This window comes from Trabulsiella odontotermitis, from assembly GCF_001297775.1.
GTDB classification, from domain to species: Bacteria; Pseudomonadota; Gammaproteobacteria; order Enterobacterales; family Enterobacteriaceae; genus Trabulsiella; species Trabulsiella odontotermitis.
In genome coordinates, this window is the sequence record NZ_LIFX01000009.1 from 77,292 (window position 1) to 93,470 (window position 16,179).

At 56.3% G+C, this 16,179-nt stretch carries 16 protein-coding genes; 10 read left to right on the plus strand and 6 right to left on the minus strand.

Going from position 1 to position 16,179, the window contains the following annotated elements:
- The first annotated feature begins 12 nt into the window (after positions 1-12).
- The 3 genes from AOY23_RS13180 to rimL all read left to right on the plus strand — a co-directional run bounded on the left by AOY23_RS13180 (position 13) and on the right by rimL (position 3,302).
- Positions 13-786, plus strand: a complete 774-nt coding sequence (locus AOY23_RS13180; RefSeq protein WP_038154178.1) for an ABC transporter substrate-binding protein — start codon at positions 13-15, stop codon at positions 784-786.
- A 241-nt stretch (positions 787-1,027) separates the two neighbouring features.
- Positions 1,028-2,683 (plus strand): glucan biosynthesis protein D, encoded by a 1,656-nt coding sequence (locus tag AOY23_RS13185; protein ID WP_054180068.1) that lies wholly within the window; start codon positions 1,028-1,030, stop codon positions 2,681-2,683.
- Positions 2,684-2,744: 61 nt separating this feature from the next.
- Positions 2,745-3,302 (plus strand): 50S ribosomal protein L7/L12-serine acetyltransferase, encoded by a 558-nt coding sequence (rimL, locus tag AOY23_RS13190; protein ID WP_054180069.1) that lies wholly within the window; start codon positions 2,745-2,747, stop codon positions 3,300-3,302.
- On the opposite strand, the gene ydcK is transcribed toward rimL, so the two are convergent.
- Positions 3,294-4,223, minus strand: coding sequence for a YdcK family protein (gene ydcK, locus AOY23_RS13195; protein ID WP_054180070.1), 930 nt, complete (start codon positions 4,221-4,223; stop codon positions 3,294-3,296). The genes rimL and ydcK overlap by 9 nt on opposite strands.
- A 120-nt stretch (positions 4,224-4,343) precedes the next feature.
- On the opposite strand from ydcK, the gene tehB reads away from it, so the two are divergent.
- Positions 4,344-4,937: a tellurite resistance methyltransferase TehB gene (tehB, locus tag AOY23_RS13200; protein WP_054180071.1), complete on the plus strand. Its 594-nt coding sequence runs from the start codon at positions 4,344-4,346 to the stop codon at positions 4,935-4,937.
- 132 nt (positions 4,938-5,069) lie between these two features.
- Positions 5,070-5,738, plus strand: coding sequence for a DUF3313 domain-containing protein (locus tag AOY23_RS13205; RefSeq protein ID WP_054180072.1), 669 nt, complete (start codon positions 5,070-5,072; stop codon positions 5,736-5,738).
- Between the two features lie 36 nt (positions 5,739-5,774).
- On the opposite strand, the gene AOY23_RS13210 is transcribed toward AOY23_RS13205, so the two are convergent.
- Entirely contained in the window at positions 5,775-6,683 is a 909-nt protein-coding gene (locus AOY23_RS13210; RefSeq protein ID WP_054180073.1) for a DMT family transporter, read from the minus strand.
- 183 nt (positions 6,684-6,866) lie between these two features.
- On the opposite strand from AOY23_RS13210, the gene AOY23_RS13215 reads away from it, so the two are divergent.
- Positions 6,867-7,739 (plus strand): helix-turn-helix transcriptional regulator, encoded by an 873-nt coding sequence (locus AOY23_RS13215; protein ID WP_054180074.1) that lies wholly within the window; start codon positions 6,867-6,869, stop codon positions 7,737-7,739.
- Here the strand turns inward: AOY23_RS13215 and AOY23_RS13220 are convergent.
- Positions 7,719-8,882, minus strand: coding sequence for a benzoate/H(+) symporter BenE family transporter (locus AOY23_RS13220; protein ID WP_054180075.1), 1,164 nt, complete (start codon positions 8,880-8,882; stop codon positions 7,719-7,721). The genes AOY23_RS13215 and AOY23_RS13220 overlap by 21 nt on opposite strands.
- 140 nt (positions 8,883-9,022) lie before the next feature.
- On the opposite strand from AOY23_RS13220, the gene AOY23_RS13225 reads away from it, so the two are divergent.
- Positions 9,023-10,981 (plus strand): peptidase U32 family protein, encoded by a 1,959-nt coding sequence (locus AOY23_RS13225; RefSeq protein WP_054180190.1) that lies wholly within the window; start codon positions 9,023-9,025, stop codon positions 10,979-10,981.
- Between the two features lie 35 nt (positions 10,982-11,016).
- Here AOY23_RS13225 and AOY23_RS21835 read toward each other — a convergent pair whose 3' ends face one another.
- Genes AOY23_RS21835 through AOY23_RS13235 form a run of 3 tightly spaced genes read right to left on the minus strand, consistent with a single transcriptional unit; the run spans position 11,017 to position 13,549 of the window.
- The gene (locus AOY23_RS21835) at positions 11,017-11,142 is read right to left on the minus strand and encodes a DUF2474 domain-containing protein (RefSeq protein WP_072171001.1); all 126 of its coding nucleotides are present in this window, start codon (positions 11,140-11,142) and stop codon (positions 11,017-11,019) included.
- Positions 11,142-12,152: a cytochrome d ubiquinol oxidase subunit II gene (gene cydB, locus AOY23_RS13230; RefSeq protein WP_054180076.1), complete on the minus strand. Its 1,011-nt coding sequence runs from the start codon at positions 12,150-12,152 to the stop codon at positions 11,142-11,144. Before cydB ends, AOY23_RS21835 begins: the two co-directional genes overlap by 1 nt.
- Complete coding sequence (locus AOY23_RS13235; protein ID WP_054180077.1) at positions 12,152-13,549, minus strand: cytochrome ubiquinol oxidase subunit I; 1,398 nt, start codon at positions 13,547-13,549, stop codon at positions 12,152-12,154. Before AOY23_RS13235 ends, cydB begins: the two co-directional genes overlap by 1 nt.
- A gap of 248 nt (positions 13,550-13,797) precedes the next feature.
- On the opposite strand from AOY23_RS13235, the gene AOY23_RS13240 reads away from it, so the two are divergent.
- The 3 genes from AOY23_RS13240 to AOY23_RS13250 all read left to right on the plus strand — a co-directional run bounded on the left by AOY23_RS13240 (position 13,798) and on the right by AOY23_RS13250 (position 16,171).
- Entirely contained in the window at positions 13,798-14,112 is a 315-nt protein-coding gene (locus AOY23_RS13240; RefSeq protein ID WP_054180078.1) for a type II toxin-antitoxin system TacA family antitoxin, read from the plus strand.
- Positions 14,087-14,620: a GNAT family N-acetyltransferase gene (locus AOY23_RS13245; RefSeq protein ID WP_054180079.1), complete on the plus strand. Its 534-nt coding sequence runs from the start codon at positions 14,087-14,089 to the stop codon at positions 14,618-14,620. Before AOY23_RS13240 ends, AOY23_RS13245 begins: the two co-directional genes overlap by 26 nt.
- 135 nt (positions 14,621-14,755) lie before the next feature.
- Entirely contained in the window at positions 14,756-16,171 is a 1,416-nt protein-coding gene (locus AOY23_RS13250; protein WP_054180080.1) for an aminotransferase-like domain-containing protein, read from the plus strand.
- Positions 16,172-16,179: the final 8 nt, after the last annotated feature.

Consider the following 16,179-nt stretch of genomic DNA (forward strand, 5'->3'; position numbering starts at 1 on the left):
GGAGCATAAGCCATGAAGATCAAAGCACTGTTACTTATTCTGGGGATGTTCAGCGTTTACTCGTCGTTTGCCGCCACTGAGTTGCGTTATGGCGTGGAAGCCGAGTACCCGCCGTTTGAGAGCAAAAACGCGGCAGGGGAGCTGGAAGGGTTTGATATTGAGCTCGGCAAAGCCATTTGTCAGGCCGCTTCGCTGAAATGCAGTTGGGTGGAATCTTCGTTTGATGCGCTGATCCCGGGGCTGGTGGCGAAAAAATTCGACGCCATTAACTCGGCGATGAACATCACCGAGCAGCGCCGCAAAAGCATCGATTTTACCCAGCCAATCTACCGTATTCCGTCGCAACTGGTCGGTAAAGCCGGGGATGGTATGGAAGCAACGCCGGAAGGACTGAAAGGCAAAACCATCGGCGTGTTGCAGGGATCGATTCAGGAAACCTATGCCAAAGAGCACTGGGAAGCTCACGGCGTCACGGTGGTGTCATACAAAGATCAGAACATGGCGTGGGCAGATTTGCTGAACGGCAGGATCGACGCCTCGCTGGTGATGTCCGCCGCAGGACAGGCGGGTTTCCTCAGCAAACCTCAGGGGAAAGGATTCGGATTCATCGGCAAACCGGTATCGGATGACACCATTCTTGGTAGCGGGATCGGTTTTGGCCTGCGTCAGGGTGATGACGCAACGAAAGCACAGCTCAACGCGGCAATTGACAAGGTCCGTGCTGACGGAACGATCACCACGCTCGCGGCTAAATACTTTCCGGGTATTGACGTCAGCGTAAAATAAGAATGCTGTGCTACGGCTTTGACCCCTGCTGATGATGTCAGGCAGGGGTTTTTTTATACATAAATTTACCTCCGATTCGGCTGATTCTGGTCGACAGAAATTTTTTCTGGCTTTGCGCGCTTTTTCTGCCGTCAACAATTGGATTATCAATCATTTTTGTCTAGAGTGAGCGACATTCACGACGCATCTGTTTGCCGCCGTTGCGCATCAATTGACATTATAAAAGGACGCTTTCTCAGGCATGAATCGCAGACGTTTTTTAAAATCTTCCATGGCCGTGGCCGCCGTTGTGGGCACCTCCGGAGTCGCTTCTCTTTTCACCAACGCCGCCTGGGCTGAAGAGTCGGATATCGCCGACGGTCAGACGCGTCGTTTTGATTACAACGTGCTGCAATCCATGGCGCACGATCTGTCCCGCCAGCCGTGGGGCGGGCCGCCGCGCGCACTGCCAGAAACGCTGGCGACCATGACGCCGCAGGCCTACAACAGCATTCAGTATGACGCCGCGCAATCGCTATGGAACAACGTTGAAGACCGCAAGCTGGATGTCCAGTTCTTCCATGTCGGCATGGGGTTCCGCCGTCGCGTGCGCATGTTCTCGCTGGATTCACAAACCCAGCAGGCGCGTGAGATTCATTTCCGCCCTGAATTGTTCCAGTACAACGACGCGGGGGTGGACACGAAACAACTGGAAGGGCAGACCGATCTCGGTTTCGCCGGATTCCGGGCCTTCAAAGCGCCGGAACTGGCCCGTCGCGATATCGTCTCGTTCCTCGGCGCCAGCTATTTCCGCGCCGTTGACAGCACGTATCAGTACGGTTTGTCCGCCCGTGGTCTGGCGGTAGATACCTTTACCGACACGCCGGAAGAGTTCCCGGATTTCACCTCGTTCTGGTTTGAAACCGTCAAGCCGGGCGCCACCACGTTTACCGTGTACGCGCTGCTCGACAGCCCGAGCGTCACCGGGGCGTATAAATTCGTGATCAACTGCGAAGAGAGTCAGGTGATCATGGACGTCGAAAACCACGTGTATGCGCGCAAAGACATTAAACAGCTCGGCATTGCGCCGATGACCAGCATGTTCAGTTGCGGCAATAACGAGCGTCGTACCTGCGATACCATTCACCCGCAAATCCACGACTCTGACCGCCTGGCGATGTGGCGTGGCAACGGCGAGTGGATCTGCCGCCCGCTGAATAACCCGCAAAAGCTGCAGTTCAACGCCTTTCAGGACAAAAACCCCAAAGGGTTTGGCCTGTTGCAGCTCGATCGCGATTTCAGCCACTATCAGGACGTGATGGGCTGGTACAACAAACGCCCGAGTCTGTGGGTAGAGCCGCGCAACGCGTGGGGCAAAGGGGCCGTCGGGCTGATGGAGATCCCGACCACCGGCGAGACGCTGGATAACATCGTCTGCTTCTGGACACCGGAAAAAGCGGTGAAAGCGGGCGACGAGCTGGACTTCAAATATCGCCTTTACTGGAGCGCGATGCCGCCGGTACGTTCCCCGATGGCGCGTGTGCTGGCGACCCGCACCGGCATGGGCGGTTTCCCGGAAGGCTGGGCACCAGGTGAGCATTTCCCGGACAAATGGGCGCGTCGTTTTGCCATTGACTTTGTCGGTGGCGATCTCAACGCTTCCGCACCGAAGGGCATTGAACCGGTGATCACCCTCTCCAGTGGTGAAGCGAAACAGGTCGAAATTCTTTATGTACAACCGTTCGACGGGTATCGCATTCTGTTTGACTGGTATCCCACGTCCGATTCCACCGAACCGGTGGAAATGCGGATGTTCCTGCGTTGTCAGGGCGAGGCGATCAGCGAAACCTGGCTGTATCAGTATTTCCCGCCTGCGCCGGACAAGCGCAACTATGTTGATGATCGCGTGATGCGTTAATCCACCCACGCCCCGCCAGATCTCACGGCGGGGCGCCTGATGATTGCAAAAGGGAGTGCCGATGGCGACAACCCCCGATATTTTTATCCCCGTCAATGACCGGTTGTCGCTGCGTGCGATCGACGAGCGTTTCGTGCCGGAACTGCATCAACTGGTTTTGAAAAATCAGACGTGGTTGCAGCATTCCCTGAACTGGGTAAAAGACGTCACTGATGAAAACGCCACGCGCCAGCATGCGCAGGGAAACGTCATGCTTCATCAACGCGGCTACGCCAAAATGTTTCTGATCTTTGACGATGAAGAGATGGTGGGAGTGTTGTCGTTCAATCAGATTGAGCCGCTGAATAAGACGGGCTATATCGGCTACTGGCTGGATGAGGTGCATCAGGGGCAAGGCATTCTGTCGCAGGCGCTACAGGCGTTTATCCATTTCTACAGCCAGCGTGGCGACGTGCGGCGGTTTGTCATCAAATGCCGGGTGGCGAACGCGCCGAGTAACCGGGTGGCGCAACGCAACGGGTTTGTGCTGGAAGGCTGCCTGAAACAGGCGGAATTCCTCAACGGTGAATACCACGACCAGAATATCTACGCGCGGATTGTCGACTCTGCATCAAAGTGACCCCAGCAGCGGCGTACGCGTAATGCGCTGGTCGCCGCTGATCACTTTCTGCCCGCGCAGGTGAATCTGTTCGCCATTGAAGGTTTCAATGACCGCATCGCCGCTGATGTCAACGTCATGCTCGATGATCACATCACCGCGAATGCGCGCCCGTCCGTGAATAATCACATTATCATCCAGTAACAATGGGCCGCCCTGTAACCAGGCGTGGCCGCTGATCCGCACGCGTTGTTTCAGCACGCAATTGCCTTCCACCACCGCGTCGTCGGTCACCGTCGCGCCATAGCGCAGCGTGGGGATCGCATCTTCCCCGCGCCCGGCGAGGATCCGCGCATTACCGGACACGCTGGCGCAATCGCAGATCCAGACATTGTTTTCTTCATTACCTTCAACACGCGCGTTGCCGAAGATCTCCGCACGGTGTTCGACAAATGCCTGATTGACGAAAGCCTCGCCATAAATCTGCGCCTGATGCACAATCCGCGAACGGCTGACGATGGCGCGCTCGTAGATTTGCAGTATTTTCTCCGCATCCGGCGTCAGCCCTCTGACAGCAACAATGTCGCATTGTTGCAGCACGCAGGCGTCGTCGAAGAGATGGCATTCACCGCGGATTTGCGAAGCCTGAACAGTGACGTTGTCACTTATTTGTGCCTGATGACTGACAGAACAGACACCGATCAGGCGGGCGTTATCTTCAATCCGCGCCCCGGCGAAAACCACGCTGTTATTGTCGTAGATCCAGCAGTTGCCCTGCTGACTGAGGGCGGATTCGTCGTCTATCCAGCCGCCTGCGGTTCCGACAGTAACGTCAGCGAAATCGCGCAGGGCAATGATCTGCCGCAGCGTCACGGCGCGGTTTTCCCCGTCTTCCGGGTATTGATGTTGACGGGTTTCTTCGCTGAGGCGGTATTTGTTCATCGTGATCACTCGTTACTGTCGGTTAACATAAACGTAGCAAAGATCTCCGTAGCGTGGTTTTAAAGGTTTATTTAAAATGCATCTTAAAACACGTTTAGCATCAGAATAAAAGGATTAACCATGACCTGCGACGAAAACTACTTTACCGACAAGTATGGCCTGACGAAAACGCACTCTGAAGTGCTGCACGCTGCAACGATTGTGCCGCCGGGCAAAACGCTTGACCTGGGTTGCGGCAACGGGCGTAACAGCCTGTATCTGGCGGCCAACGGCTTTGACGTCACCGCATGGGATAAAAATCCGCTGAGCATTAATAATCTGGAAACCATTCGTTATGAAGAGGGGCTGGATAATCTGCGTACTGCGGTTAAAGATCTTAATACCCTTAGTTTTGACGGGGAATATGATTTTATTCTCTCGACGGTAGTGCTGATGTTCCTGGAAGCGAAAACCATTCCGGGTCTTATCGATAATATGCAGCGCTGTACGAAAGCGGGCGGATATAACCTGATTGTGGCGGCAATGGATACGGAGGATTATCCCTGTACGGTCGGATTCCCGTTTACGTTTAAAGCGCATGAGCTGAGCGATTATTATACTGGCTGGGAATTGCTCAAATACAACGAAGAGGTGGGCGAATTACACCGCACCGATGCTAACGGTAATCGTATTAAGCTGCGTTTTGCCACGATGCTGGCGCGTAAACCAGCGTAACCGGCCATTCAGCCCATCTGACGGTGGGCTTTCTTTTCTCGATAATTTGATCTTCCCCGTTTATTGCCACAACAAACCCCTCAGTCGTTTGCTATAACTACCTTGCACTCATGCATTTAAAGGGATTCCTACATGCGTACTAAAGCGTTATTAAGCGTGGCTGTTATTACAACCATGATGGCGTTAACAGGTTGTGCCTCAAAAATTGCGCAGCCTGATAAGTATTCCGGTTTTTTAAAAGATTACTCTAATCTGAAGGAGACGACGTCCGCTTCCGGTAAACCGGAATTACGCTGGATCGACCCGAATTATAACCCGGCTAATTATGACAATGTGGTTTATAACCCGGTCGTTTATTATCCGGTGCCGAAACCGAATACCCAGATTGGCCAGAAGGCACTGGATCAAATCCGTAATTACACCAACACGCAACTGAAACAGGCGATCGCCGAGCGTAAACCGCTGGCGACAACGGTCGGGCCGCGCAGCCTGATTTTCCGTGGCGCGATCACTGGAGTGGATTCCAGCAAAGAAGGGCTGCAGTTCTATGAAGTCATCCCGGTTGCGCTGGTCGTGGCGGGAACACAGGCGGCGACCGGTCATCGCACGATGGACACCAGCCTCTACTTTGAAGGGGAACTGATCGACGCGAAAACCAATAAACCGGTGATCAAAGTAGTCCGTAAAGGCGAAGGGAAATCGCTGGCGAATGAAAATACGCCAATGACCGTCGATACGCTGAAACAGGTGATTGACGATATGGCCATTGACGCGGTGAAATTCGACCCGAACAATAAGTAAGACAGTCAGCGCCATCCGTTGATGGCGCTTCATTTCTCAGGCGGTTTTGCCGCGCAACCCACGTGGGCGAAACCAGGTTTCCGGCCTGGCAAACATCACCAGATTTCCCACCAGAATTAACGCCAGACCCAAAACAGCGTTCAGATGCCAGACATATCCCTCGTAAAACGTCGAAATGGTCAGCGCCACCAGCGGGAACAGCAGGGTGCTGTAGGCGGCATTGCTGGCGCCGATGCGCCCGACCAGCGTGAAATAGGCACCGAAAGCGACCACCGACCCCAGCAGCGCCAGGTACAGCAGCGCGCCCATATAGCTAAACGTCCACTGCGGCGTGAAGTCGTCACCGCGAGCCAGGGCAATCATTCCCATCACCAGCGTGCCATACAGCATCGCCCAGCTGTTGGTGGTCAACGTTTCCAGGCCGCGACGCTGGTGGCGCAGGCTCAACATATTGCCCAGAGAAAAACCGTAGGTACCCAGCGCGCTCAGCCCGATGCCGAACAGCAGCGAGGTGTTAACGCCGCTGGCCAGCAGATCGTCCCAGAACAGCGTGACAATGCCGGACAACCCCAGCAGTGCCGCCAGATAAAAGCGCCCCGGCGGTTGCTGGCGGAAGAACAGAAAGCTGTTGATGGCATTAAACAATACCGCCATAGAGAAAATCACCGACTCCAGACCAGTGTTGATGTAGGCCGCCGCGGTATAAAAACACCAGAAGTTAAAGCAAAAAACGCAGCACCCCTGTAGCAGGCAGAAGAGGTGATCGCGAAAGCTCAGACGACGCAGGCGGTGCAGGGCGACCAGCACCACCAGCATCGTGACGCTGGCGACCGCAAAGCGCCAGAAAATCGACACCGGCGCAGGCACCGGCCCTTGCTGCAGAAAAATAGCAATCCATGTCGTTCCCCAGATAACCACAACCAGCACATACAATAAGACGTTCATTTTTATTCTCTCATGTAACAACCTGCCTTCAGTCTGCCGGATCACGGGGAAACGCGCTGTCATCCGTCTGCGCCTGACTTGCAAATTCTTGCGGTTTTTTTTGCCGGGTCATATTCACAACGCTGGCATCGGACGCGGACTCTTCATAGACTGGAGCTCTGATCCCTCGATTTAACGGTTGCCATGTCTCACGCTTACAGTACCTTTGAAACGCTGTGTAAACAGAACGCCACCCTGCGGGATACGGTGTCGCTGAACTCTGGCATTCAACTGGCATCCTGGTACAACAAGCACGATACCGTCACTGTGCAGAGCGATCACCACACCCTGAGTCTGTATGTGGCGGACGGCTACGAAAGCTATCAGAAAACGCCCGGCGGCTGGAAAAACGGCGGCGGTCCGGATCGTTTTTGCCTGATGCCGAAAGAGAGCGAAACGACGTGGGACATTCGCGATGATCTGTCGTTTGTGCATCTGTACTGCACGGATGAACACCTGCGCGACATTGCCGAGAAAATCTGGGATCGCAGCCCGGCGAGGCTGACGCTGGATGAGCGAATTTTCGCTGACGACGCCAGAATCACCGCCGTTTACCGCCAGTTTCTGCTCGGTTGCGACTGGCAACAGCAGGCCAACCAGTTGACACTCAGCAGCGCCAGCACGCTGTTGCTGACGCACCTGATCCAGCACTATTCGAGTGTCCAGTGGCGGCTGCCGACGGTGACCGGCGGGCTGGCACCGTTTGTGCTGCGTAATACGCTGGCCTATATCGAAGCGCATCTGTCGCAACCGCTGACTCTCGCGGCGCTGGCGCAGGAAGCAGCGCTCAGTGAATACCATTTCGCGCGGATGTTCCGCCAGTCAATGCAGATGGCGCCGCACCAGTATGTGATGCAGCGGCGAATGGAGAAAGCGAAGGAACTGGTACGCTATTCAACGATGTCGCTGACGGAGATTGCCCAGGCCTGCGGGTTCAGTTCCGCCAGCCACTTCAGTAACCGTTTTCGCAGCGCGACCGGTAAAACCCCGTCACAACTACGCGCGGCGGCGCAGTGACAGCACGGCATAGCACAGCCCACCGAGCAATAATCCCCAGAAGGCCGAACCGATCCCGACAAGCGTTATGCCGCTGGCGGTCACCAGAAAGGTGACAATCGCCGCGTCACGTTCGTTTTCCTGTGCCAGCGCCTGCACCAGACTGCCACTGAGGGTGCTGAGCAGCGCCAGCCCGGCCAGCATCTGGATCCACGCCACCGGCAGCGCACCCATCAGCGCCGTTATCGAACCGCCAAAGATCCCCGCCAGCAGATAAAACACGCCCGCCGTCGCCGAAGCGCGCCAGCGCTCTTTGGGATCGGGATGCGCGTCCGGGCTCTGGCAAATGGCGGCGGTGATGGCGGCGATACAAATGGAGTAGACACCAAATGGCGACAGTAGCAGCGCCAGACCACCGGTGAAGATAATCAGCGGCGAAACCGGCACCGGGTAACCGCCCGCCTGCAGCGTGGCAAATCCGGGCGCGTTTTGCGATGCCATCGTGACCAGAAAGAAGGGGATCCCGACGCTGATCAACAGTGACGGTGTAAACTGCGGGGCGATGAATTCCGGCATCACCACGGCAAAGGAGAGCGGTGCGGTAGCAATTTCTCTCTGCAACAGCGCCACGGCACTGCCCGCGACCAACGCGGCGATCACCGCATAGCGCGGCGCGAGCGCTTTCACCACCAGCCATGCCAGCAGCATACTGCCGCACAGCAAAACATGTTGCTGCAGACTGACAAACGCCTGCAGACCGAAGCGTAATAAGATCCCGGCGAGCATGGCCGCCGCCAGCGAATGGGGGATGATTTTCATCAGCCGCGCAAACAGTCCGGTGACGCCACACAACACGATCAGCGCATTGGCGAAGATGAACACCCCAATGGCTTCCGCCAGCGTGACATTCTCTAAGCCGCTGACCAGCAGCGCGGCACCCGGCGTTGACCAGGCCGTCAGCACCGGCGCTTTACGCCACAAGGTCAGCGCCAGCGTGCTGATCCCCATCGCCAGACCCAGTGCGGTCATCCAGCCCGCAATTTGTACCGGCGTGGCCTGAGCAGCCGCGGCAGCCTGCCAGATAATCGCCGCCGAACTGGCATAGCCCACCAGTACTGCGACGAAGCCGGACATCAGCGTGGGAAAGGGAAGCGCGCTGCGCATGAATAACTCCTTGTGTGTTATACCATTCGTTGCAATGTAACATTGTCCGTGGCTATCGCAACGATGGAAAACGTTTTCGTCCGGGCGCGGTTCTGACTACAATAGCCGCCATTTCGAACCTGACGGATAACGACAATTTCATGCGCCAAACTTCTCATCTTGAACTGCTCAGCCCCGCCCGTGACGCGACGATCGCCCGCGAGGCTATTCTTCATGGCGCAGACGCCGTCTATATTGGCGGACCAGGGTTTGGCGCCCGCCATAACGCCAGCAACAGCTTGCGCGATATCGCGGAGCTGGTGCCGTTCGCCCGACGCTATGGTGCGAAGGTGTTCGTCACGCTGAATACCATTCTTCATGATGATGAGCTGGAGCCCGCGCAACGGCTGATTACCGACCTCTATCAGACCGGCGTGGATGCGCTGATCGTGCAGGATATGGGGATCCTCGAACTCGACATTCCGCCCATCGAACTGCACGCCAGCACCCAGTGCGATATCCGCAGCGTAGAAAAAGCAAAATTCCTCGCTGACGTCGGCTTCACGCAAATCGTGCTGGCGCGCGAGCTGAATCTGGAGCAAATCCGCGCCATTCATGCTGCGACCGACGCCACCATTGAGTTCTTTATTCACGGCGCGCTGTGCGTGGCCTATTCCGGCCAGTGCTACATTTCGCATGCCCAGACCGGACGCAGCGCCAACCGCGGCGACTGCTCGCAGGCCTGCCGTTTGCCCTATACCTTAAAAGATGATCAGGGGCGCGTGGTGTCGTTCGAAAAACACCTGCTGTCGATGAAAGACAATGACCAGACCGCCAACCTCGGCGCGCTGATCGACGCCGGTGTGCGCTCATTCAAAATTGAAGGGCGCTACAAAGACATGAGTTACGTGAAAAATATCACCGCGCATTATCGTCAGATGCTGGACGCCATTATTGACGATCGCGGCGATCTGGCGCGCGCCTCCGCCGGTCGCACGGAGCATTTCTTCATCCCGTCGACCGACAAAACCTTCCATCGCGGCAGCACGGATTATTTCGTTAATGCCCGTAAAGGGGATATCGGCGCCTTCGATTCGCCGAAGTTTATCGGCCTGCCGGTGGGCGAAGTGCTGAAGGTGGCGAAAGATCACCTCGACGTTGAAGTGACGGAGCCGCTGGCGAATGGCGACGGGCTTAACGTGATGATCAAACGCGAAATCGTCGGTTTCCGCGCCAATACGGTAGAGAAAACCGGCGAAAATCGCTATCGCGTGTGGCCGAACGAAATGCCCGCCGATCTGCATAAAGCACGTCCGCATCAGGCGCTGAACCGCAACCTCGATCACAACTGGCAGCAGGCGTTGCTGAAAACCTCCAGCGAACGTCGCGTGGCGGTGGATATTGAACTCGGCGGCTGGCAGGAGCAACTGATCCTGACGCTGACCAGTGAAGAGGGCGTCAGCGTAACGCATACGCTCGACGGCAACTTCGATGAGGCCACCAACGCCGAAAAAGCGATGAACAGTCTCCATGATGGCGTGGCAAAACTGGGGCAGTCGATTTACTACGCCCGTGATGTCAGCGTGACGCTGCCGGGTGCGCTGTTTGTACCGAACAGCCTGTTAAACCAGTTGCGTCGCGAGACGGTGGAAAAACTCGACGAGGCGCGTCTGGCTAATTACCAGCGCGGCAGCCGCAAGCCGGTCTCCGTACCGCCGCCGGTATTCCCGGAAACCCATCTCAGTTTCCTCGCGAACGTCTACAACCACAAAGCGCGCGAGTTTTATCATCGCTACGGCGTGCAACTGATTGACGCAGCGTATGAAGCCCATGAAGAGAAGGGCGACGTGCCGGTGATGATCACCAAACACTGTCTGCGTTTTGCCTTTAATCTGTGTCCGAAACAGGCGAAAGGGAATATCAAGAGCTGGCGCGCCACGCCGATGCAACTGGTGCATGGTGACGAGGTGTTAACCCTGCGTTTTGACTGCCGTCCGTGCGAAATGCATGTGGTAGGAAAAATCAAAAACCACATCCTGAAGCTGCCGCAGCCAGGCAGTATTGTGGCGTCCGTCAGCCCCGACGAACTGATGAAAACCCTGCCGAAGCGCAAGCGCTAATGGGATACGCCAGGGGGAAATCTTCCCCCTGGTTTTCAGGATTTAAACCCGGCCGCCGCCATCAACAGACGAAAAACGCTCCCGGCGACAGTCAGTGCCAGCACGCCTGCGCCCCATAGAATGACCAGCCACAACAGCCGTTTCAGTAACGATTGCTGCATCAGTGATAACCCTCCCCATGCTGTACTTTTCCGCGAAACACGTAGTAACTCCAGAAGGTGTAAACCAGAATTATTGGGATGATCAGCAGCGCGCCGACCAGCATAAAGCCCTGACTTTGCAGTGGCGCAGCGGCCTGCCAGAGCGTGATGTCCGGCGGGATCAGGTGCGGCCAGATGCTGATGCCCAGCCCGCTAAAGCCGAGAAAAATCAGCCCCAGCGTCAGTAAAAACGGCGACGCGTGTTGTGCCGGGTTCGCCAGCACACGCCACAGCCAGATGCTCAGGGCGATCACCAGCAACGGGACAGGCGCGAGAAAGAAAAGATTTGGCAGACTGAACCAGCGTGAGGCGATCGCGCTATGCGCCAGCGGCGTCCAGAGACTGATGATGGCGATCACTGCCAGCAGTGCCAGCAGTAACTTTTTCGCCGCGTCGCGCATTTTCGCCTGCAGCGGATTTTCGCTTTTCATCACCAGCCAGGTGGCGCCGAGCAGGGCATAGGCAATCACCAGACCCACGCCGCAGAACAGGGTAAACGGCGTCAGCCAGTCCAGCGGGCCGCCGGTATAAGCGCGAGCAGTCACCGGAAAACCATTCAGTACCGCACCGACCACCACGCCCTGGCTGAAGGTGGCGAGCAGGGAGCCGCCAATAAACGCCTTATCCCAGAACGGGCGGTGTGACGGCGTGGCTTTGAAACGAAACTCAAAGGCGACGCCACGAAAGATCAGGCCGATTAACATCAGCGTCAGCGGAATGGTCAGCGCGTCGACAATCACCGCGTAGGCCAGCGGAAAGGCGCCAAACAGCCCGGCGCCGCCGAGCACCAGCCAGGTTTCATTGCCGTCCCATACGGGTGCCACGCTGTTGACCATCACATCGCGATCTGCCGGGTCTCGCGTCAACGGAAAAAGCACGCCGATACCGAGATCAAAGCCGTCCATCACGATGTACATCAGGGTGGCGAAAACGATGATCACAAACCAGATAACAGAGAGATCGATACCCATCAGCGATGCTCCTCAGCGGGAAAAGATTCAACGACAGCAGAAAGCGGACGCGCCGGGGTACCCGAGGTGTCCGGGTCGTCATCCTGCGGCCCTTTACGGATCAGGCGGATCATGTAGCTGTAACCGACACCAAACACGGCACCGTAGACGACAAAAAACGCGAGCAGGCTGATGCTCATATGCAGGTCGCCATGGGCAGAGACCGCATCAGCAGTGCGTTGCAGGCCATAAACCACCCACGGCTGACGACCCACTTCAGTGGTGACCCAGCCCGCGAGGATCGCAATCAGACCCGACGGTCCCATCCACAGCGCAAAGCGCAGGAACGGGCGTGAGACGTAGAGGCGCTGTTTTTTGCGCAGCCACAGCGCGGCAATACCGAGCAGGATCATCAGCATGCCCAGCCCGGCCATGAGGCGGAATGACCAGAACACGATGGTGGAATTGGGGCGATCCTCTTTGGGGAATTCCTTGAGCGCCGGAACCTGTTTATCCAGGCTGTGGGTGAGGATCAGGCTGCCGAGGGCGGGGATCTCCAGCCCGTAACGGGTACGCTCCTGAGCCATATCCGGCCAGCCAAACAGCAGCAGCGGCGTCGGCTCGCCCGGCAGGTTTTCCCAGTGGCCTTCGATAGCGGCAATTTTCGCAGGTTGATGCTCAAGCGTATTCAGACCGTGCATATCACCGAACAATGCCTGCAACGGCGCCACAATCAGCGTCATCCACAGCGCCATGGAGAGCATCGCGCGGATGGCGGGCGTATTATTACCGCGCAGCAGATGCCAGGCCGCCGACGCAGCAACAAACAACGCGCTACTCAGAAACGCCGCTGTAAACATATGCAGCAGGCGGTACGGGAACGACGGGTTAAATACCACCGCAAACCAGTCGACCGGCACCACCTGACCGTTGACTATCTCAAACCCTTGCGGCGTCTGCATCCAGCTGTTAGACGCGAGGATCCAGAAGGTAGAAATAATGGTGCCCAGCGCCACCATGCAGGTGGAAAAAAAGTGCAGGCCGGGGCCGACTTTGTGCCAGCCGAACAGCATCACGCCGAGAAAACCGGCTTCGAGGAAGAACGCCGTCAACACTTCATAGGTCAGCAGCGGGCCGGTAATGCTGCCCGCAAATTGCGAAAACCCACTCCAGTTGGTACCGAACTGGTAAGCCATCACCAGGCCTGACACCACACCCATACCGAAGTTAACCGCAAAGATTTTCGACCAGAAGTGGTACAGCGAGCGCCATACCGGATTTTTGCTTTTCAGCCACAACCCCTCGAGAACCGCCAGATAGCTGGCAAGCCCGATGGTGATGGCGGGAAAGATAATATGGAAGGAAACCGTAAACGCAAACTGGATCCTCGCCAGATGAAACGCATCAAGACCAAACATGCAGAACTCCGCAGAGTAAATTGATTCAGCGCAATTTTAGGGTCTGACACATCGCAATGGCAGAAACAGTACAGTGATATTAATTGATAACAGTTCCACAACTGTTATGTATTGCCATCGGGCACAATTCCTGGTTTATACGGCTGTAAGCCGTACTGATTGACGTCCATGAAGGAGTGGCGTAGATTTTCAGCATACGGCTATCAGCCGTACCTGTTTTTCTGAAGGAGGAAAAATGAGAGGTCATTATGGCTAAAGTTGCGACATTCTCAGATGAACCGCGCAGCGCGAAAAATGCCAGAGTAGAACTGAAAACCAGCACCGACATCAAAGACGTGCTTCGTGAGGCGGCAGCGGCAGCAGGACTGGATCTCAGCGCTTTTATTCTTGGCGCGGCACTGGAACGTGCCGAAAGCGTGCTCGACAATCAACGGCGCCGCCAGCTGTCAGCAGAAAGCTGGCAACAGCTGAATCAGTTGCTGTCCGAACCAGCGGCACCGACGCTGGCGCTTCAGGCATTAATGCGGAGGGAAACCGATGGGAAAAAATCAGGAAGAGAGTGATATTTTGCTTTGCGCGTATCAGGCGGATATCACGTATCCGGGGCAAAAGCATTTTGATTGCGGCAATGTCACCATCAACCATTTTGTACGTAATTCGCTAAAAAAGAATGTGAAAGAGGGCAACTGCGCTGCCAGAGCGCTCATTGACGGGCAATCTGGCGAGCTGTTGGGGTGTTGTACTTTTACTGCGTATTCGCTGGATCGAGACAGGCTGGCGGCAGCGTTATCCGGCTCACTGCCGGGTGACGTTGGCGTCGTGCGTCTGGTCATGCTGGGCGTGGCGCAGAAAGTGCAGCGGCGGGGCTTCGGTCTGGATCTCCTGAGCGATTTTTTCCGCCAGATTAAACTGATTCATCAGTCGCTGCCACTGAAAGGGGTTTATCTCGACGCCGCGCCTGACGCCATCAATTTTTATGCCCGGCTGGGTTTTGCTCCGCTTTCAGAGCAGCCCGGCACTTCCGGTACCATTCCGCTTTTTCTGGGCATTCAGCATATTCTCGCTGCCTGATAATGCCATTCGCCCGACCAGGATCATCGTCGGGCGGCACGCTGATTCTCCGCTTCTGGCAATAACAGTTTACCAAAACTGCTAAAATCGTCTTTCTGTTATATGATGGTGAGACATCTTCAGCAGGAACCCGCCATGAAAAAATACCAGCGTCTCGCGCAGCAAATCATCGAACAGATTGAGCTTGGCGTGTGGGAACCCGGTGACCGTTTGCCGTCGCTGCGTGAGCAGGTGGTGAGTAGCGGGATGAGTTTTATGACCGTCGGGCATGCTTATCAGCTACTGGAAAGCCAGGGGCGGATTATCGCCCGGCCGCAGTCGGGTTATTACGTCGCGCCGCGCCCGGTGCGTCAGCCGCCTGCCGCGCCACCGGAGCAGGTGATGCGTGATGAATCCGTCGACATCAATACCTATATTTTTGAAGTGCTGCAGGCGAGCCGCGATGCCTCTGTGCTGCCGTTCGCCTCGGCGTTTCCTGATCCGCGTCTTTTTCCCTTACAGCAGCTTAACCGCTCGCTGGCGCAGGTGAGCAAAACGGCGACGGCGATGAGCGTGATTGAAAACCTGCCGCCGGGCAATGCCGAACTGCGCCATGCTATCGCCCGCCGTTATGCGTTGCAGGGGATGAACATCTCGCCGGATGAGATTGTGATCACCGCCGGGGCGCTGGAAGCGCTCAACCTCAGCCTGCAGGCAGTGACCGAACCAGGTGACTGGGTGATCGTCGAGAACCCGTGTTTCTATGGCGCGTTACAGGCGCTGGAACGTCTGAAGCTGAAGGCGTTGTCGGTGGCGTCCGATGTGAAAGAGGGGATCGACATGAACGCGCTGGCGCAGGCGCTGCGCGATTACCCGGTGAAAGCCTGCTGGCTGATGACCAACAGCCAGAATCCGCTCGGCTTCACGCTCTCAGCGGATAAAAAAGCGCAACTGATTGCGTTGCTGACGGCGCATAACGTGATGCTGATTGAAGACGATGTCTACAGCGAACTGTACTTCGGGCGGGAAAAGCCGTTGCCAGCCAAAGCCTGGGATCACGACGATATGACGCTGCACTGTAGCTCGTTTTCGAAATGTCTGGTGCCGGGGTTTCGCATTGGCTGGGTTGCTGCCGGAAAACATGCGCGCCGCATTCAACACCTGCAACTGATGAGTACGCTCTCGACCAGCTCGCCGATGCAACTGGCGCTGGTGGATTACTTAGCCACCAAACGCTATGACGCCCATCTGCGCCGTTTACGCCGACAGCTTGCCGAGCGAAAACAGCAGGCCTGGCAGTCGTTACTGCGGCATTTGCCCGCCGAAGTGAAAATCCATCATAACGACAGCGGTTATTTTCTCTGGCTGGAATTGCCTGCCGGGATAGACGCGGGCGAACTGAGCGCGAAAGCGCTGGCGCAGCATATCAGCATTGCGCCGGGGAAAATGTTTTCCACCACCAACAGCTGGGCATCGTTTTTCCGTTTTAATACGGCCTGGGGATGGGGCGAACGAGAGGAAAATGCGGTGAAAACGCTGGGGGTGTTGATTCGCGAGCTTCTCAAAAAATAGCGCCTGCA

Bases quoted from the DNA above. Each gene is read 5' to 3' on its own strand.
- AOY23_RS13240 (WP_054180078.1), top strand. From the start codon at position 13,798: ATGGCTAAAGTTGCGACATTCTCAGATGAACCGCGCAGCGCGAAAAAT.
- AOY23_RS13220 (WP_054180075.1), bottom strand. From the start codon at position 8,882: ATGCGCAGCGCGCTTCCCTTTCCCACGCTGATGTCCGGCTTCGTCGCA.
- AOY23_RS13235 (WP_054180077.1), bottom strand. From the start codon at position 13,549: ATGTTTGGTCTTGATGCGTTTCATCTGGCGAGGATCCAGTTTGCGTTT.
- AOY23_RS21835 (WP_072171001.1), bottom strand. From the start codon at position 11,142: ATGCAGCAATCGTTACTGAAACGGCTGTTGTGGCTGGTCATTCTATGG.
- AOY23_RS13245 (WP_054180079.1), top strand. From the start codon at position 14,087: ATGGGAAAAAATCAGGAAGAGAGTGATATTTTGCTTTGCGCGTATCAG.
- tehB (WP_054180071.1), top strand. From the start codon at position 4,344: ATGACCTGCGACGAAAACTACTTTACCGACAAGTATGGCCTGACGAAA.
- AOY23_RS13210 (WP_054180073.1), bottom strand. From the start codon at position 6,683: ATGAACGTCTTATTGTATGTGCTGGTTGTGGTTATCTGGGGAACGACA.
- cydB (WP_054180076.1), bottom strand. From the start codon at position 12,152: ATGGGTATCGATCTCTCTGTTATCTGGTTTGTGATCATCGTTTTCGCC.
- AOY23_RS13225 (WP_054180190.1), top strand. From the start codon at position 9,023: ATGCGCCAAACTTCTCATCTTGAACTGCTCAGCCCCGCCCGTGACGCG.
- AOY23_RS13205 (WP_054180072.1), top strand. From the start codon at position 5,070: ATGCGTACTAAAGCGTTATTAAGCGTGGCTGTTATTACAACCATGATG.
- AOY23_RS13180 (WP_038154178.1), top strand. From the start codon at position 13: ATGAAGATCAAAGCACTGTTACTTATTCTGGGGATGTTCAGCGTTTAC.
- rimL (WP_054180069.1), top strand. From the start codon at position 2,745: ATGGCGACAACCCCCGATATTTTTATCCCCGTCAATGACCGGTTGTCG.
- AOY23_RS13215 (WP_054180074.1), top strand. From the start codon at position 6,867: ATGTCTCACGCTTACAGTACCTTTGAAACGCTGTGTAAACAGAACGCC.
- AOY23_RS13185 (WP_054180068.1), top strand. From the start codon at position 1,028: ATGAATCGCAGACGTTTTTTAAAATCTTCCATGGCCGTGGCCGCCGTT.
- AOY23_RS13250 (WP_054180080.1), top strand. From the start codon at position 14,756: ATGAAAAAATACCAGCGTCTCGCGCAGCAAATCATCGAACAGATTGAG.
- ydcK (WP_054180070.1), bottom strand. From the start codon at position 4,223: ATGAACAAATACCGCCTCAGCGAAGAAACCCGTCAACATCAATACCCG.